17 protein-coding genes and 1 pseudogene are annotated in these 16,422 nt (G+C 61.3%); 11 read left to right on the forward strand and 7 right to left on the reverse strand.

Going from position 1 to position 16,422, the window contains the following annotated elements:
• The 4 genes from CAPSK01_RS13685 to pyk all read left to right on the forward strand — a co-directional run.
• Nucleotides 1-1,174 (forward strand): pilus (MSHA type) biogenesis protein MshL (locus tag CAPSK01_RS13685; RefSeq protein WP_273703691.1); only part of this gene is annotated, 1,174 nt, incomplete at its 5' end.
• Between the two features lie 25 nt (nt 1,175-1,199).
• The gene (locus CAPSK01_RS13690; RefSeq protein ID WP_034927835.1) at nt 1,200-2,033 is read left to right on the forward strand and encodes an AAA family ATPase; all 834 of its coding nucleotides are present in this window, start codon (nt 1,200-1,202) and stop codon (nt 2,031-2,033) included.
• A 19-nt stretch (nt 2,034-2,052) separates the two neighbouring features.
• Nucleotides 2,053-3,171: a tetratricopeptide repeat protein gene (locus tag CAPSK01_RS23000; protein WP_273703692.1), complete on the forward strand. Its 1,119-nt coding sequence runs from the start codon at nt 2,053-2,055 to the stop codon at nt 3,169-3,171.
• Nucleotides 3,172-4,043: 872 nt separating this feature from the next.
• The gene (gene pyk, locus CAPSK01_RS13705; protein ID WP_034927688.1) at nt 4,044-5,459 is read left to right on the forward strand and encodes a pyruvate kinase; all 1,416 of its coding nucleotides are present in this window, start codon (nt 4,044-4,046) and stop codon (nt 5,457-5,459) included.
• 197 nt (nt 5,460-5,656) lie between these two features.
• Here pyk and guaA read toward each other — a convergent pair whose 3' ends face one another.
• Nucleotides 5,657-7,222 carry a glutamine-hydrolyzing GMP synthase gene (guaA, locus tag CAPSK01_RS13710; RefSeq protein ID WP_034927845.1) on the reverse strand — a complete coding sequence of 522 codons (1,566 nt, stop codon included), beginning with the start codon at nt 7,220-7,222 and terminating at the stop codon, nt 5,657-5,659.
• A gap of 58 nt (nt 7,223-7,280) precedes the next feature.
• Nucleotides 7,281-8,741, reverse strand: coding sequence for an IMP dehydrogenase (gene guaB / locus CAPSK01_RS13715; protein ID WP_034927690.1), 1,461 nt, complete (start codon nt 8,739-8,741; stop codon nt 7,281-7,283).
• Nucleotides 8,742-8,939: 198 nt separating this feature from the next.
• Between guaB and CAPSK01_RS13720 the strand changes: the two genes are divergently transcribed.
• On the forward strand, nt 8,940-9,383 hold the full coding sequence (locus tag CAPSK01_RS13720; protein ID WP_034927692.1) for a DUF4124 domain-containing protein: 444 nt from the start codon (nt 8,940-8,942) through the stop codon (nt 9,381-9,383).
• Between the two features lie 12 nt (nt 9,384-9,395).
• Here CAPSK01_RS13720 and CAPSK01_RS13725 read toward each other — a convergent pair whose 3' ends face one another.
• The gene (locus tag CAPSK01_RS13725) at nt 9,396-9,716 is read right to left on the reverse strand and encodes an RnfH family protein (protein ID WP_034927695.1); all 321 of its coding nucleotides are present in this window, start codon (nt 9,714-9,716) and stop codon (nt 9,396-9,398) included.
• Nucleotides 9,709-10,152 carry a type II toxin-antitoxin system RatA family toxin gene (locus CAPSK01_RS13730; RefSeq protein ID WP_034927698.1) on the reverse strand — a complete coding sequence of 148 codons (444 nt, stop codon included), beginning with the start codon at nt 10,150-10,152 and terminating at the stop codon, nt 9,709-9,711. Before CAPSK01_RS13730 ends, CAPSK01_RS13725 begins: the two co-directional genes overlap by 8 nt.
• A 78-nt stretch (nt 10,153-10,230) precedes the next feature.
• On the opposite strand from CAPSK01_RS13730, the gene smpB reads away from it, so the two are divergent.
• Nucleotides 10,231-10,677, forward strand: coding sequence for an SsrA-binding protein SmpB (gene smpB / locus CAPSK01_RS13735; protein WP_034927699.1), 447 nt, complete (start codon nt 10,231-10,233; stop codon nt 10,675-10,677).
• Here smpB and CAPSK01_RS13740 read toward each other — a convergent pair whose 3' ends face one another.
• Nucleotides 10,678-11,385, reverse strand: a complete 708-nt coding sequence (locus CAPSK01_RS13740; RefSeq protein ID WP_034927848.1) for an FCD domain-containing protein — start codon at nt 11,383-11,385, stop codon at nt 10,678-10,680.
• Between the two features lie 190 nt (nt 11,386-11,575).
• Here CAPSK01_RS13740 and CAPSK01_RS13745 point away from each other — a divergent pair, with 190 nt between their 5' ends.
• From CAPSK01_RS13745 to CAPSK01_RS13765, 5 genes and pseudogenes are all read left to right on the forward strand, one after another.
• Nucleotides 11,576-12,358 (forward strand): (Fe-S)-binding protein, encoded by a 783-nt coding sequence (locus CAPSK01_RS13745; protein WP_034927701.1) that lies wholly within the window; start codon nt 11,576-11,578, stop codon nt 12,356-12,358.
• Nucleotides 12,355-13,035: a lactate utilization protein gene (locus CAPSK01_RS13750; protein ID WP_034927703.1), complete on the forward strand. Its 681-nt coding sequence runs from the start codon at nt 12,355-12,357 to the stop codon at nt 13,033-13,035. The genes CAPSK01_RS13745 and CAPSK01_RS13750 overlap by 4 nt, the downstream gene beginning before the upstream one ends.
• On the forward strand, nt 13,032-14,471 hold the full coding sequence (locus CAPSK01_RS13755; RefSeq protein ID WP_034927706.1) for a LutB/LldF family L-lactate oxidation iron-sulfur protein: 1,440 nt from the start codon (nt 13,032-13,034) through the stop codon (nt 14,469-14,471). Before CAPSK01_RS13750 ends, CAPSK01_RS13755 begins: the two co-directional genes overlap by 4 nt.
• Before the next feature lie 252 nt (nt 14,472-14,723).
• Nucleotides 14,724-15,000: pseudogene (locus CAPSK01_RS13760) on the forward strand (BrnT family toxin).
• Entirely contained in the window at nt 14,924-15,238 is a 315-nt protein-coding gene (locus CAPSK01_RS13765; RefSeq protein ID WP_273703693.1) for a BrnA antitoxin family protein, read from the forward strand. The pseudogene CAPSK01_RS13760 and the gene CAPSK01_RS13765 overlap by 77 nt, the downstream one beginning before the upstream one ends.
• 38 nt (nt 15,239-15,276) lie before the next feature.
• Here CAPSK01_RS13765 and CAPSK01_RS13770 read toward each other — a convergent pair whose 3' ends face one another.
• Nucleotides 15,277-15,582, reverse strand: a complete 306-nt coding sequence (locus CAPSK01_RS13770; protein ID WP_273703694.1) for a hypothetical protein — start codon at nt 15,580-15,582, stop codon at nt 15,277-15,279.
• A gap of 13 nt (nt 15,583-15,595) precedes the next feature.
• Complete coding sequence (locus CAPSK01_RS13775; RefSeq protein ID WP_273703708.1) at nt 15,596-16,339, reverse strand: alpha/beta hydrolase; 744 nt, start codon at nt 16,337-16,339, stop codon at nt 15,596-15,598.
• Between the last annotated feature and the right edge of the window lie 83 nt (nt 16,340-16,422).

Raw genomic sequence — 16,422 nt, forward strand, 5'->3', positions numbered from 1 at the left:
AGGAACGGGATCAGGCTCGACGCCTCCGAGCAGCCATATCTCGACGACACAAACCAGCGACTTCTGGCATGATCTGACCAATGCGCTGACCAGCATGGTCGGTTCCCAGGACGGACGTGCAGTGATTGTCAGCCCAGGTTCCGGGGTGGTTCTGGTCAAGGCTTTTCCTGCAGAAATTCGATCGGTCGAGAACTTCCTGCGCATTACCCAGCTGATCGTTGAGCGGCAGGTGATGCTGGAAGCCAAGATCATCGAGGTGGAACTGAACCAGGAGTTCCAGTCCGGTGTTAACTGGAACCACTTTGGTGGCAGCAAAAACCGTTTTGCCTATGGGGCGGTTCAGCCGGGAATCGTTCTGAACACCCCCAACAAGGCAGGATTCGATGCGTCGAATGTAGTGCAAAGCGGAGCGGGCGGGATATTCGGCAATGGGGTGGGCGTTCTGCCCGGGGCCGGCGGGATTGCTGCCACGACCAGACTGGGAAACGGTTTTTTCGGACTGGCCTTTCAGAGCGCCAACTTTGCGGCGCTGCTGAATTTTCTGGAAACCCAGGGCAATGTTCAGGTGTTGTCGAGCCCGCGAATTGCCAGCATCAATAATCAGAAAGCGGTGCTCAAGGTCGGCATCGACGAATTCTTTGTCACCAATGTGAGTTCCACGGTTACCTCGACCGGAAACAGTAACGTGACCACGCCGAACATTACCTTGCAGCCTTTCTTCTCGGGCATTGCCCTGGATGTGACGCCTCAGATTGACGGCGAGAACAATATCGTCCTGCATATTCACCCGTCGATCAGCCTGGTGAAGGAGAAGCAGAAAGTCATTGACCTCGGCACTCTGGGGGTGTTTACGCTGCCGCTGGCCAACAGTGCGGTCAATGAAACCGACAGCGTGGTGCGGGTCCAGGACGGCAACATCGTTGCCATCGGCGGCTTGATGAAGCAGGAACAGGTGTCAGACGCCAACGGCTTTCCCGGTACGACCACTTCATCGACCTGGGGATTGTTGTTCGGAACGCGTGACAGTCATCTGAGGAAACGCGAACTGGTCATTCTCATCAAGCCGACAATCATCCGCAACGACTCAGGCTGGAAGGACGACCTGATCGAGACCCAGGGTCGAATCCAGCAACTTGATCCGCGCCTTGCCCGGCCGCCGCAAACCGGCCAGTAACGATGTCGTCACTGCGGAGCCGACGTTGTATCTGAATCATTTCGGTCTCACCGAGCTGCCCTTCGGAATCACCCCGGATACCGGCTTTGCCTATTCGGTCCAGCATCATCAGGAAGCGCTCAACACTCTGCTGTTGGCACTGGATGCGGGGGAGGGGTTCGTCAAGATCACCGGCGAAGTCGGCACCGGGAAGACATTGCTCTGTCGTCGGCTGTTGCAGACGCTTGACGAAAGCTGGGTGAGTGCGTATCTGCCCAATCCCAATCTGGCGCCGAATACCCTGTTCCTCGCGCTGGCCGAAGAGTTGGGCATCGATGACGCGGGTGGCCTGGATCAGTATCATCTGATGCGGCGGATCAACCATCTGCTGCTTGCGCATGCGCAAATGAAAAAACGCGTGCTCGTCTGCATCGACGAAGCGCAGGCGATGCCGCTTGAAACGCTGGAAGCCTTGCGCCTGTTGTCGAACCTGGAGACCGAAAAATGCAAGTTGTTACAGATCGCCCTCTTCGGTCAACCGGAACTGGATGAAAAGCTGCACCGTCCGGAAGTACGACAACTGCTTCAGCGGATTGCCTTTCACTACCGCCTGGGGGGGCTGAAAAACAGCGAGATCGGGAACTATCTGGCGCACCGCCTGCGGGTCGCCGGTTACCGGGGCGAGGGCCTGTTCACCCTCGCGGCAATACGAGCACTGTATCGGGCCAGTGGTGGAACGCCACGCCTGATCAACATTCTGGCACACAAGTCACTGCTGTCGGTTTTTGGCGAAGGTCGCCAGTTGGTCAAGGTGCGCCACATCAGGATGGCACGCAGGGATACCGAGGGCGCACGCCGCGTCGGGTGGTTTTGGGGATAATCATGTCGATGAGATGTCCATGAGCCTGCTCAACCAGATGCTGCAGGATCTTGATGCGCGTAGAGCGGCCCAGGGCGTGGATGGCACCCTGCCGAATGCCGTGCGTCCTTTGCCGAAGCCACAGGCTTCACGTCTGCCGCTGCTCCTGGGAATGCTGTTACTGGCTTTTCTGGCTGGCGGGTTTGCTTTCCATTACTGGGAGACGTGGCAGGCAGTGTCGTCCCCCTCGTTTGCGCCCGCACCGGCCGCGGTGACGGCTGCTTCTCCGCCACCTCTTGTACCGCTTGTGGCCGAGCCTCCGAAAGGCGTTGAAGCCGGTCCGGCGGCCCCGACAGGATCGGCGGCAATGGCTGGCAGCCCGCAGAGGAGCACCGACTCATCGGGATTGCTGCCAGCGCAGCAGAGCGAAGCGAAACCTCCCGCAGCCTCTGTTGTACCAGAAAGTGAATTCGCCGCTGACCGCAGCAAGGTGGCTGCAATCGAGCAGACTTTGCCTGCATTACCATGGCTGGCGCCGCAGGGGGCGACCAGATCGGCCAGAATCCCGATCATCGAGAAAACCGATACCTTTGTTTCGTCACCTGACCGTCCCGAGACCGAGTACCGCAAGGCCATTGCCTTGCTCAATCAGGGGGCGCTGGCGGAAGCCATGGAGGGTTTGCATAAGGTGCTGCGACTGGACGGTTCTCATTCGGCCTCCCGACAGGTACTGGTCAGGCTCCTGCTTGAAGCCAGACGGCCGGATGAAGCAGTGCAGGTACTGCAGGAAGGATTGCTCGGTCAGCCCGAGCAGGTCGGCTGGGCAATGACGCTGGCGCGTTTGCAGATCGATCGCGGAGATCTCGCCGGTGCCTGGCAAACGCTTCATCATTCGCTTCCGGCGGCAGAAAATAATGCCGATTATCAGGGAGTCACGGCACATGTTTTGCAACGCCTCGGGCGCCACAAGGAAGCGGCCGAACATTATCGGGTGGCAACCCGGGTGGCACCCGGTGATGGCCGCTGGTGGCTGGGTTTGGCCTTGGCCCTGGAGGTCGAGGGACGTTCAGCCGAGGCGCGTGATGCCCTGCACATGGCCAAGGCTGCCGGAACCTTGAGTCCAGAGCTGACAGGATGGGTGGATCAGAAATTGCGTTAATGCCATACCAGCGCATATGCCCATTGACTGGCCTTTTCTTTGCGCGTATTACTACGCTCGGAGTTTATTGGTCGCGTGACTCCGCGCATATTGACTATTACGAGAGGAGACCTACATTGTCGAAAAAGAAAAAGTCCGCCCAGGCGGACGCAAAGACGGCACTGACCGCAACGGTCGATCCATTGCAGTTGCTGCAGGATCGCGTCGCCGCGTTGGAGGAGCAGTTCGCACAACTTAGCCTGAAGGAAGGGCCGGCAGGGCCGCAGGGCGAGGCGGGGCCGCAGGGCAAGCCTGGACCAAGAGGGCCCAAGGGCGACCCTGGTCCGGCAGGCCCCAAAGGCGATCCCGGACCGATGGGTCCCGGCGGACCTCGGGGTAACGAGGGCGCCACGGGGCCGCAGGGCGCACCAGGAGCCAAAGGTGCTCAGGGGCCGGCGGGTCCCAAGGGGCCCGCAGGACCTCAAGGTCCAAAGGGCGAAGCCGCCACTCCTGCCTGAATGGCGTTTCCAGAGCAGCGTACAACGCTAGGGTAGAATGTTGCACCTGATGGTCATGACTTTTCCAGACACCCCCGATGATCATGAAAGTCATGACCGTTTTCCTCCTTGGCCGGGGTGCACGCCAGAATCGGTGATGGCATGGAGGATGCCCGGTAAGTTCTCGAATTTGCCGCCCATTTCCCTCTTGCAGTTATTCCCTGTAGTCCGATGGACTCCCGTTTCCCGAACTGTGCGCGCACGGCAAATGTTTCAGGCATCGCAAGGCTGGCTTGGCTGTTTCCCCCGGGATCGCGGTGAAACTTGCGCTGGATCAAAATCTCAGGCGTTGGTATGCGGAAGAATCGCTTTTTTGCAAAGGATTGAGGAGGCCTAATGCGTCGAACCAAGATTGTGGCGACGGTTGGCCCGGCCACTGCTTCACCGGAGTCCATGCGGCAGCTGCTTCAGGCTGGCGCCGACGTGGTGCGGCTCAACGCTGCACACGCCGACATGCAAACGCATAGCAAGAACGCCCGTCAGGTGCGTGCGCTGGCGCAGATTCTCGGGCGTACCGTCGGGGTGCTGGTTGACTTGCCTGGCCCGAAAATTCGTAGTGGTGTGGTGCTTGGTGATGCGGTAGAACTCGCGACCGGTCAGGAATTCCTGCTCACTGGCAGCGACGATGGCAGGGGGGATGCCGGGCATGTCGCCACGACCCTGCCCGACCTGGCGCATTGGGTGCGTCACGGAGACGACATCTACCTCGCCGACGGTGAGATCGTCCTGCGCGTGCTTGAATCGATCGGTAACGACGTGCGTACCGAAGTCGTTCGCGGTGGCATGCTGCGCTCGCGTAAAGGCATGCACCTGCCGCGTGCCGAGGGCCACGTCGAGCCGTTTACAGTGCGCGATGCACGCGCACTCGAGATGGCGATTGCCGCCAAGGTCGACTTTGTCGGACTCTCGTTCGTGCGCCGGGCCGAAGATGTCGAAAGGGTGCGCAGCATGCTCCCCAAGCGTGGCCTGCGGCCGGCGCTGGTTCCCAAGATCGAGACGGCAATGGCGGTTGACAACCTCGCTGGCATCATCCATGCTGCCGACGCGGTCATGGTCGCGCGTGGTGACCTCGGCATCCAGATGCCGGCGCGGCGAGTGCCCTTGCTCCAGAAGGAGATCATCCGTCTCTGCAATCTGGCGGGCAAACCGGTGATCACCGCCACCCAGATGCTCGAGTCGATGACCCGCTCACCGTTACCGACGCGTGCCGAAGTGAACGACGTGGCCAACGCGGTGCTCGATGGCACTGACGCCTTGATGCTCTCGGAAGAAACCGCCGTCGGCCTGTTTCCGAACGAAGCCGTGCGCATGATGAGTGAAGTCGCCGAGTCGGCCGAGGGCTGGCCGCGCCAGCGCGTTGATCCCGCTGCCAGTGTCGGCGCCGACTCCGACCGTGTCGCCTGGGCAGTAGCGCACGCTGCGGTGCAAGCAGCGGAAGACCTCGGCGTTGCCGCGATCCTTTGCCCAACGCGCAGCGGGGATACCGCCCATCGCGTTGCGGCATTCCGACCGACGGTCCAGATTGCCGGCATTTCACACGGCACGTCGGTACTTGGTGGCCTCTCTCTGGTATGGGGTGTGCAGCCGCTACTGATCGCCGAGAATGCCGACCGTGGCGAGCAACTGCGACTCTCGATTGCCGCTGCGCGCGCTGCTGGCATCGTCCGCGACGGCGATCTCGTGGCTCTGGTATTCGGCTCGGCCGGACCGCGTGCCGGCAGCACCGACAGCGTGCGTATCGTTCGGGTGTGAGGTCCCGTTGCTACCGTCCGGAGCGAAAGTTTCCGGACGGGTTTCGCACCCGCTGAAAAACGGCACCTTTGCATGGCGCACATAGCGTCGAGATGTGGCACGGTAGCATTGGGGCATGTCATCAATGACCGAGCAATTCCCGGCATATTTGCGATTGGGCATCAGAACACGGGCCGCGGCCTCTGCCTGCCGCAGAATCACTCCCACTCGATCGTTGCAGGCGGTTTGCCCGAGATGTCGTAGACCACCCGGTTGATGCCACGCACCTCGTTGATGATCCGGTTCGAGACCTTCCCCAGCAGGCGGTGTGGCAGCTCTGCCCACTGTGCGGTCATGAAGTCCTGGGTTTCGACGGCGCGCAGGGCAATGACGTATTCGTAGGTTCGACCATCTCCCATGACCCCCACCGATTTGACTGGCAGGAACACGGCAAAAGCCTGGCTGGTCTTCTCGTACCATCCGGCGGCGCGCAACTCATCAATGAAAATGGCGTCGGCGCGGCGCAGCAGGTCGGTGAATTCGGGCTTCACCTCGCCCAGAATGCGTACTCCCAGACCGGGACCGGGGAAGGGATGGCGGTAGACCATGTCGTGCGGCAGCCCGAGCGCGACGCCGAGTTCGCGTACTTCGTCCTTGAACAGTTCGCGCAGCGGTTCGAGGAGCTTGAGGTTCAGTTGCTCAGGCAGGCCACCGACATTGTGATGACTCTTGATGGTGTGTGCCTTCCTGGTTTTTGCTCCGGCGGACTCGATCACGTCGGGGTAGATCGTTCCCTGCGCCAGCCAGCGGGCGTTTTTGAGTTTGCTGGCCTCGATCTGGAAAACCTCGACAAACTCTCGGCCGATGATCTTGCGCTTCTGTTCGGGATCGCGCACGCCCTGCAGGTGGCCCATGAATTGCACCGTGGCGTCGACATGCACCACCTTGACACCGAGATTGCGGGCAAAGGTGTGCATCACCTGGGCAGCTTCGTTGAGGCGCAGCAAGCCGTTATCGACGAAGACGCAGGTCAGCTGGTCGCCGACCGCGCGGTGAATCAGCGCCGCCGCGACCGATGAATCGACGCCGCCCGAGAGACCGAGAATCACCTCTTCAGTGCCCACCTGCGAACGCACCTTGTCGACTGCCTCGGCAACGTAATCAGGCATATTCCAGTCGTTTCCACAACCGCAGATGTCGCGCACGAAACGGCCGATGATTTCCCTGCCCTTGAGAGTGTGCGTGACTTCCGGGTGAAACTGCACGGCGTAGAAATTGCGTTCCTCGTCGGCCATCGCCGCGATCGGCGTCGATTCGTTGCTGCCGATGACCCGGAAGCCAGGCGGCAATTCGGTGACCTTGTCTCCATGGCTCATCCAGACATCGAGCAACCCGTGACCTTCGGCATTGCGGCGATCCTCGATGCCCCTGAATAGGGCGCTGTGGCCATGCGCGCGCATTTCGGCATAGCCGAATTCACGTCTGTTCGAACTTTCGACCTTGCCGCCCAACTGCTCGGCCATGCTTTGCATGCCGTAGCAGATGCCCAGCACGGGTACGCCAAGCTTGAACACCTGCGACGGTGCCTTGAAGTCCGCAACCTCGTAGACCGAATTCGGACCTCCGGAGAGAATGATGCCCTGCGGTTTGAAGTCGCGAATGAACTGTTCCGTGACATCGTAAGGATGCAGCTCGCAATACACCTGCTGCTCGCGGACGCGGCGAGCAATCAGTTGGGCGACCTGCGAGCCGAAGTCGAGAATCAGGATTTTTTGATGGGACATCATCAGGCCTCAGGTGACACAGGCAGCCTCCTGCCGCCCGCCGATGGTCGATTGCTGCTCAATCGATGTGGTAATTCGGAGCTTCCTTGGTGATTTGCACATCATGAACATGCGATTCCCGGACTCCCGCCGAAGTGATTTCGACAAAAGTGGCCCTGGCATGCATTTCGTCGATCGTCCGGCAGCCGAGATAGCCCATCGACGAGCGCAGGCCGCCCATCAGCTGATGAATGACGGCGAGCACCGATCCCTTGTAGGGAACCCGTCCTTCAATGCCTTCGGGCACCAGTTTGTCGACATTGGCGGTGGCGTCCTGGAAATAACGGTCGGCGGCGCCTGCGGCCATGGCACCAATCGAGCCCATGCCTCGATACGACTTGTACGAACGTCCCTGAAAAAGTTCCACTTCACCGGGAGCCTCTTCGGTTCCGGCAAACAGACCGCCGAGCATGACCGCATCGCCACCCGCGGCAATCGCCTTCGAGATGTCACCCGAGTAGCGTATGCCCCCGTCGGCGATCACCGGCACGCCGCTCCCCTGCAGGGCATCGTAAACCATCTGGATGGCGGTGATTTGCGGAACACCCACGCCGGCGACGATACGCGTGGTGCAGATCGAACCCGGACCGATGCCCACCTTGACGCCGTCGGCACCGTGCGCAAGCATCGCCAGTGCGGCTTCGGCAGTGGCGATGTTGCCGCCAATCACTTCGACCGTCGGAAAGTTTTTCTTGATCCAGCGGACGCGGTCGAGAACACCTTGCGAATGCCCGTGCGCGGTGTCGACGACCAGTACGTCCGCACCCGCTTCGGCCAGCAGTTCGGCGCGTTCCTCGGTGCCCGGGCCAACGCCGACGGCCGCGCCGACCCGCAGGCGGCCGGACGCATCCTTGCTGGCATCCGGGTGCTCAGTGGTCTTGATGATGTCCTTGACGGTGATCAGGCCGCGCAATTCGAATGCGTCATTGACCACCAGAACGCGCTCCAGCCGGTGTTTGTGGATCAGTGCCTTGCCTTCCTCGACCGTGGCCCCCTCACGTACTGTGACCAGGCGATCGCGCGGGGTCATGATGTTCCGGACAGGCTGGTCGAGCCGGGTTTCGAAGCGCAGGTCGCGGTTGGTGACGATGCCGACGACGGTCTGGCCATCGAGCACCGGTACGCCGGAGATCTTGTGCAGATGGGTCAGGGCAAGGACATCACGAACCGACATGTTCGGCGGAACGGTGATCGGATCCTTGAGAATGCCGGATTCGAAACGCTTGACCCTGGCGACTTCCGCGGCCTGTGCCTTGGGGCTGAGGTTCTTGTGCACGATCCCGATGCCCCCTTCCTGTGCCAGGGCGATCGCCAGGCGACTTTCGGTGACGGTATCCATGGCCGAGGAAACCAGTGGCAGATTGAGGCTGATGTTGCGGGTCAGACGTGCCCTGAGGGTGACGTCGCGCGGCATGATCGACGAGTGGGCGGGAACGAGCAGGACGTCGTCGAACGTCAGCGCCTTTTGGATTAAACGCATGGCCTTTGATCCGAGGTCACAAAAACGTATTATACAGCGTGCTCTCTGACCGCTGACGGTCATGGCCATGCCCAACCCCCTCAGACCATGAAAGCCATGACCGTCTCCTTCACTTCCGACCCATTGCTCCCGCTTGCAGGCGAGGGGGAGAGATTCTCATCTCATTAGTCGCTGACGCGATTTTCACATTGAATGAACATGAAGCGATTCCTATTGACTGCTGCCAGCGTGCTCTTGGCCTTTACGGCGCAGGCCCAGATCTACCAATGGCAGGATGAAAACAACCGTACCGTGATTTCCGACCTGCCGCCTAGCGGCAAGGTTCGGCAGCAACGCAAGATCGAGGCGGAAACGCCGGCAGCCAATGCCCCCATCGGCAAGACGACGGCTGACCGCGAGATGGAATTCCGCAAGCGTCAGAAGGATTCGCGGGAAGCTGCCGAGAAGGCTGAAAAGGAACAGCGCATGAACGTGCAAAGGAAGGAAGACTGCGAGGCTTCCCGCCGTGCCTTGCAGGTTCTGGAGTCCGGCGAACGCTTGGCGCTGCGCGACAGCAAGGGCGAACGCTACTTCATCGATGACGCGCAGCGCGCGCAGGAGATTGCCAAAGCCCGCGAGGCCGTACAGGTCCTCTGCCAGTGAGTGGTTGTCGAGCTACTCGACCTCGCTGTCACCGGCTCCTTTTTTCATGATCTTGCCTTCAGCGGCGCGTTGCTTGCGCACTTCCTTCGGATCGGCAAGCAGCGGTCGGTAGATCTCGACGCGGTCGTGATCGCGCAGCGTGGCGTCAAGCTTGCTGAGCTTGGCGAAAATACCCACCTTGTTTTTCGCCAGATCGATTTCCGGATACTTCTGCAGCAGTCCCGACGCCTCGATCGCTTGCCGCACGGTGCTGCCCGCGGGGAGCTGAAGGCTGGCCAGATGCTGCTTGGTCGGCAAGGCATAGATCACTTCGATCGTCAGCATCTCAGGCATTCGGCACACCATGGACATCGTACGCACGCTTCACGAAGGCGTCGACGAAAGTGTTGGCAATCTGGCTGAAGACCGGCCCGATGACCTTTTCGAACATCTTGCTGGAGAACTCGTAGGAAAGCTGGAACTCGATCTTGCAGGCATGCGCAGCGAGGGGTTTGAAATGCCACACCCCGTCAAGCCGGCGAAACGGGCCATCGACCAGGGTAATGTTCATCGAGAACGGCGACTCCTTGTTGTTCTCGGTGGTGAAGTGGGATTTGACGCTGCGGTAGTTGATGTGCAGGGTAGCGATCGTTCTCGTGTCGTCGCGGAAGATGCAGCGTGTCAGGCTGCACCAGGGCAGAAACTGCGGGTAGTCCTCGACGCGGTCGACCAGGTCGAACATCTGTTGCGACGAATGCTCGATCAGCACCGATTTCTTGACCATGGCCATCTGCTGCCATACCTCGTGAATCCTGTAGAATCGTGAATTCTAGCATTCCCGAACCCTGACTACCCGAGAAACGGCACCATGAGCATCGTCGCCAACAAGAAGGCTTTTCATGACTACTTCATTGAAGAGAAACTGGAGGCCGGAATCGCGCTGGAGGGTTGGGAGGTCAAAGCGATCCGGGGTGGCCGGGCGAGCATCAAGGAAGCGTATGTCGTCATCCGTAACGGCGAAGTGTTTCTTTTCGGCATGCATATCACGCCACTGCTGGCGGCGTCGTCGCATGTCAGGCCAGATCCGGTTCGCACCCGCAAGTTGCTGTTGCACAGCCGGCAGATCGGCAAACTGATCGGGCAGGTCGAACGCGCCGGCTACACCCTGCTGCCGCTCGACCTGCATTTCCAGCGTGGCCGCATCAAGGTCGAGATCGGTCTGGCCAAGGGCAAGAAGCAATACGACAAGCGGGAAGCCGAAAAAGAGCGCGACTGGGTGCGAGAGAAGGCCCGGCTGATGCGCGAGAAGGGTTAATCAACGCTCGCTGAGGCGTTGTCGGACATAGTCAATATGGGTTTGCGCGGCTCGCCGCGCGGCCTTGGGCCTGCGTTCGACGATTGCATTGCGGATGGCCTGATGCTGCTTCATCAGTTGCCGCTCGGTGTCGGGATTGACCGCCATCTCCCGGAGGCTGCGCCGGACATGCTCGTGCAGCAGGCGCAGGACGCTGGCCAGGAGGTGTCCGTACAAGGCATTGTGTGCCGACTCGGCAACCGTCAGATGAAAAGCGACATCGGCAGCGACCTGCGCACTCCGGTCTGCGCCTAGATAGGCGGCATCAAGGCGGGCGTAAGCTGCATCGAGACGTAGCAGGTCAGCGTCGGTGGCCCGCTGTGCGGCCAGCTCGGCTGCCGACGCCTCGAGCAAATGGCGGAACTCGAGCATGTCATCCTGCAGCGACGGGTGTTGATCGATCAATTGTTGCCAGGGATCAATGAAACTGGTGGCGAGCCGGTCGGTGACGTAGGTGCCGCCGCCGTGGCGACTGACCAGCAGCTCGCGCGAGACCAGTTGCTTGATCGCTTCCCGCAGTGACGGGCGGGAGACTCCCAGTTCGACCGCCAGTTCGCGTTCGGCCGGCAGGCGATCGCCCGGTTTCAGCGAGCCCTCCAGAATGCGTGTCTCGAGCTGATGAGCGATGGCGTCGGGGATGCGTGGCAGGTTGAGCTTGCTGTAACTCATGCGGGTGGGTCGATGGGGTTGGCCTGCTCGGGATTATGGCAGGAATCCAGTGGTCTGACCAGTTATCCCCGGCTTGGCAGGCCTGGTTGGGCGATTCGCCGGCACCGAGAGCTGCGCGGAGATTGACAAAACGCACGGGCGGTCTTAGATTGGTCTTACCATTTTTTCGCCACGACGAGAGGAGTCCACCATGGAAGAAGCAGGCCGCCGCCGATACCCCGAAAAACCGGCCAGGGTCTATCTTTTTGGGACTTGCCTGGTCGATCTTTTCTGTCCGGAGGCCGGCATCGATACGGTTCGCCTGCTCGAACGCGAGGGAATCGAGGTCCATTTTCCTGCCGATCAGACCTGCTGTGGGCAACCGGCACACAGCAGCGGCTTTCCCGGGCAGACCCGTGCGGTAGCGCTGTCGCAGTTGCGCCTGTTTCCCGAAGCGTGGCCGGTGATCGTTCCTTCCGGTTCCTGCGCCGGCATGATGCGTCACCATTACCCCAAGATTTTCGCTGACGATGCACGCCTCTTGTCCGAGGCCAGGGCACTTGCCGAGCGGATTTTCGAACTCTCCGAGTTTCTTCTGCATGTCGTCAAGATCCGGCTGATCGATCAGGGTGCACCAGCGCGGGTGGCGCTACATACCTCCTGCGCTGCCCGTCGAGAGATGGGTACGCACCTGCATGCGCGCGCACTGCTGGGCCAATTGCCGGGAGTCGAGGTCGCCCTGCATGGACACGAATCCGAATGTTGTGGTTTTGGTGGCACATTCTCGCTCAAGCACCCGGCGATCTCGTCGGCGATGGCCAGCGACAAGGTCGAGGCGATCAAGGAAACCGGTGCGCAGACCTTCGTGTCCGCAGACTGTGGCTGCATGCTCAACCTCAACCACACATTGCAGAAGCGTGGGGACGGCTTGCAGGGCCAGCATCTGGCCACTTTCCTGTGGCAACGTAGCGGTGGCGAAAGGGGGCAGCGATGAGCGCGCGTGACCGTATCCTGCAACGCCTGCGCGCGGCAGCAGCGGGCATCACCCCACTACTGCCCGACGTGCATGCTTTTTACGCCGCCAGCGACGCTGACCGGCCGGCCGGCAGTCACGCCGCGCGCATCGAACTGTTCTGCGAAAAGATGGCTTTCTGGCACGGCGAAGTGGTGCTGGCGACGCACGCCAACTGGCCGCATAAGCTGCGCGAACTCTGCGCGGCCAAAGGCGTCCGTTCGCTGCTGCACGCCGAGTCGCATGCAGCGGCGCTGCAGGCCGCCGGGATCGGCGGGCTGAAACCTTATGATCGACCGGTCGAGGGGTGGAAAAAGGAACTCTTCCAGGATACCGACGCCAGCCTGACCTCGACGCGCGGCGGCATTGCCGAGACCGGCACGCTGATCATCTGGCCGGACGCCAGCGAACCGCGTCTGATGTCGCTGGTGCCACCGATCCATTTTGCGCTGCTGGATGCGAGGCAGCTTTACGACAATCTTTTCGCGGCAATGACCGATCAGGGCTGGAGCGGGCACCTGCCGACCAATGCGCTGCTCGTCTCGGGCCCGTCGAAGACCGCCGACATCCAGGTGACGCTCGCTTATGGTGCGCATGGCCCGAAAGAGTTGATCGTCCTGTTGTTGCTCGAAGAGGGTGAAAAGGAGGATCTGCAATGAACGCCAAGCCACTACAGTTCGTTCCCGCCAGCGAATTCAAGCAGCGCGCCGCGACGGCGGTCGCTAACGAGCATCTGCGCCGCAGCTTCCGCGGCGCCATGGATTTTCTGATCGGCAAACGCGCAGCGCAATTCCCCGACGCCGCGCTGTTCGAACGCCAGCGCGCGCTTGCCGAGCACATCCGCAAGTACAGCCTGGCGCGGCTACCCGACTTGCTCGAACAACTCGAGCGCAAGCTGACCGAGAATGGTGTGCAGGTGCATTGGGCCGAGAACGCAGAACAGGCCAACGCGATCATCATCGACATCGCGCGGCGTCACTCGACGAAGCTGATGGTCAAGGGCAAGTCGATGGTCAGCGAAGAGGTCGAGCTCAACCACGCGATGGCCGACGCCGGCATGGAGGCGCTCGAGAGCGACATGGGCGAATACATCGTCCAGCTCGACGGCGAAAAACCCTCGCACATCATCATGCCGGCGATCCACAAGACGAAGGAAGAGATCGCCCGCCTGTTCGCCGCGAAAGTGCCCGGCGCCACTTACACCGATTCGGTCGATGAACTGATCGGTATCGGCCGCGCCGTCTTGCGCGAGAAGTTCATGACTGCCGAGATCGGCCTCTCGGGCGTGAATTTTGCCGTCGCCGAAACCGGCACCCTGTGCCTGGTCGAGAACGAGGGCAACGGCCGCATGTGCACCACCGTTCCCGACGTGCACATCGCGATTACCGGCATCGAAAAAGTCGTCGAGAAACTCGAACACGTGCCACCGTTGTTTGGGCTGTTGACGCGCTCAGCGACCGGCCAGGCGATCACCACCTATTTCAACCTGATCAGCGGTCCGCGTAAGCCGGGTGAAAAGGATGGGCCGCGCGAAATGCACCTGGTGCTGGTCGACAATGGCCGCACCCAGGCGTACAGCGACGAGCAGTTACGCTCGACGCTGCAGTGCATCCGTTGCGGCGCGTGCATGAATCACTGCCCGGTCTACACCCGTATCGGCGGCCACGCTTACGGCACCACCTATCCCGGTCCGATCGGTGAGATCATCTCGCCGCACCTGCTGGGCCTGGCGGCGACGCACGTCCTGCCGACCGCTTCGAGTCTCTGCGGTGCCTGCGGCGAGGTCTGCCCGGTCAAAATCCCGATTCCCGATCTGCTCATTCGCCTGCGCGGCGAAGCGCAGCACGACGCGCGCCCCGGTCACACGCCGATGCTCGGCCAGGGCGCGGCAAAGAGCGGACTGGTGGACGCCGTCTGGTCAGGCTGGGCGGCGCTCTATACGCGTCCGGCGCTGTATCGCACTTTCGGCTGGCTGGCAACGCGCTTCCGCGCGCTGACGCCGCCGATGCAGTCCGGCTGGACGGTCAGCCGCACGCCGCTCAAGCCGGCAAAGCGGACCTTGCACGAGCAGATGGCGGTCAGAGAAAGGCGCTGACCGATCATGAATCCGTCACCGCACGCCGAACCGAAATCTCGTACCCGCATCCGTTACGACGATCTCCTCTCCGCCTTCGAGTGGGTCAGCGCCGCCGCGCCATCCGGGAACTCCGCGTTCGTCTCGCGCCAGACGGGACGCCTGCACTGGGCTTCGTCCAGCCACGACCTCGAAGAGGAACTGCCCGAAGAAACAATCGATGCTGCCGCAACTACCTTGACGAAGCTACGCTGTGTATATACACATGCACGCATGGAGTTCACTTGGTCTGAAGTCAAGCGCAACCTGAATTTGAAGAGCCACGGGCTGGATTTCATCGACGCCCCAAGCGTCTTCGGGGGCATCACGTTCACCTTCGAAGATGATCGCTTCCCCCTACGCAGAGCAGCGCTTCGTGACATTGGGTCTCCTGGCTGGCATTCCTGTTTCAATTGTGCACACGGAGAACGAACATGAAATCCGGATCATCTCTTTCCGCAAAGCAACCCGCCGCGAAACGCAAATCTACTACGATGGAATCACAAACTGATTGGGCGCGTCTCGAGTCAAAGACGGCTACGTCCAAAGTATCCGCAGACCATCCCGAAGCGGATGTTCGTCACATCGTTCGCGGTATCGTCAGGTGTGGGCTTCAGCCATTGCCCGCCAAGGCTTTGATCTCTCTGCGGCTTGATCAGGATGTCCTGGAGTGGTTCAAGGCACAAGGTCCGGGTTATCAAACTCGCATCAACACCGTGCTGCGCGCGTTTCGGGATGCCTCGGTCTAAACTGACCGCCGAGGGGATGCCCAGCAAGCTGGGTTCGCTCACTTCATCAGGTTAAAGGGCAGAGTGACTTGCAAGGGGGCGGGATGAGACAGAGCGGAGTGTGGCGGTGGGTTTTGCTGCTGTGGCTGGCCTGCGGCGGCTTGGGCGCCGTGGCGGGCGAAGCCGAGTGGAAGGCGCACATGCAGGCCGGGCAGGCGGCCTATGGCAAGGGTGACTGCCGCAGCGCCACGCCGCGCTTCGAAGCCGCGCTCAAGGAAGCCGAAGTGACCTTTGGGCACGAGCATGCCAACACCGCCACGACTCTCGACGACCTGGCGTTTCTGTACCAGGCGCAGGGCCGCCACGCCTGCCAATCGATCAGCGGGTTCCTGGGAGCAGGAAGTCGATCGCCTGTTGCCACCAGGCGTCGTCGAGTCGGAAGAACCAGTCGTTGTGGTCGGCTCCCGCAATGACCGACAGGCGCTTGGGTTCGGCGAGCGAATCGTGGAGCGCCTTGCCGAAGCGTGCCGGAATGATCGTGTCGTGCTCGGCAATGGCTACCAGTACCGGCCGGCCGAACGCCGCCAAATGGGTCACGCTGTCGTAGCGGTCGCGCAACAGCCACTTCACCGGGAGCAAGGGATAGTGGTGGCTGGCGACATGTTCAAGCCGGTCCCAGGGCGTGATCAGCAGCAGGCCGGCGACCCTCTCGCGCTGGTCGGCGCTGGCCGCCGCCGCGACCCCGGCACCCAGCGATTCCCCGATGATCAGCAGCGGCTCCCGGTAACGAACATGCGCGAGAGCAATCGTCTGTTGGGCGTCGGCGACCAGACTCTTCTCGCCGAGTTCGCCGCTGCGTGGTCCGTACGCCGGGTATTCGGCGAGGATGACGCGCAGACCGAGCCGGCCGAGCACGCTGGCGTAGAACTGACGATCCCCGGCATGGCCTGCGTTGCCATGAAAAATAATTGCCGTGGCACGCGCCGGCGTTTGGGGTTCAGCCAGCAGGCCGCGGAAGTCCTGTTCCGTCGGCCAGGGTGAGAGCCCGCTCGAAACCATTTCCGCAACCCTGGCCCGGTTCGGGTAGTAGAGCAGATTATCCTGAAACATGCTGATCCCCATGAGTTCAATCAGATAGAAAGCGAGCACGCCGAACACCGCGAGCTTCAGAACCGGCCAGCAACGGGGCCGCAGCCGCGACCCAA

The organism is Candidatus Accumulibacter vicinus (assembly GCF_000584955.1).
GTDB lineage: Bacteria > Pseudomonadota > Gammaproteobacteria > Burkholderiales > Rhodocyclaceae > Accumulibacter > Accumulibacter vicinus.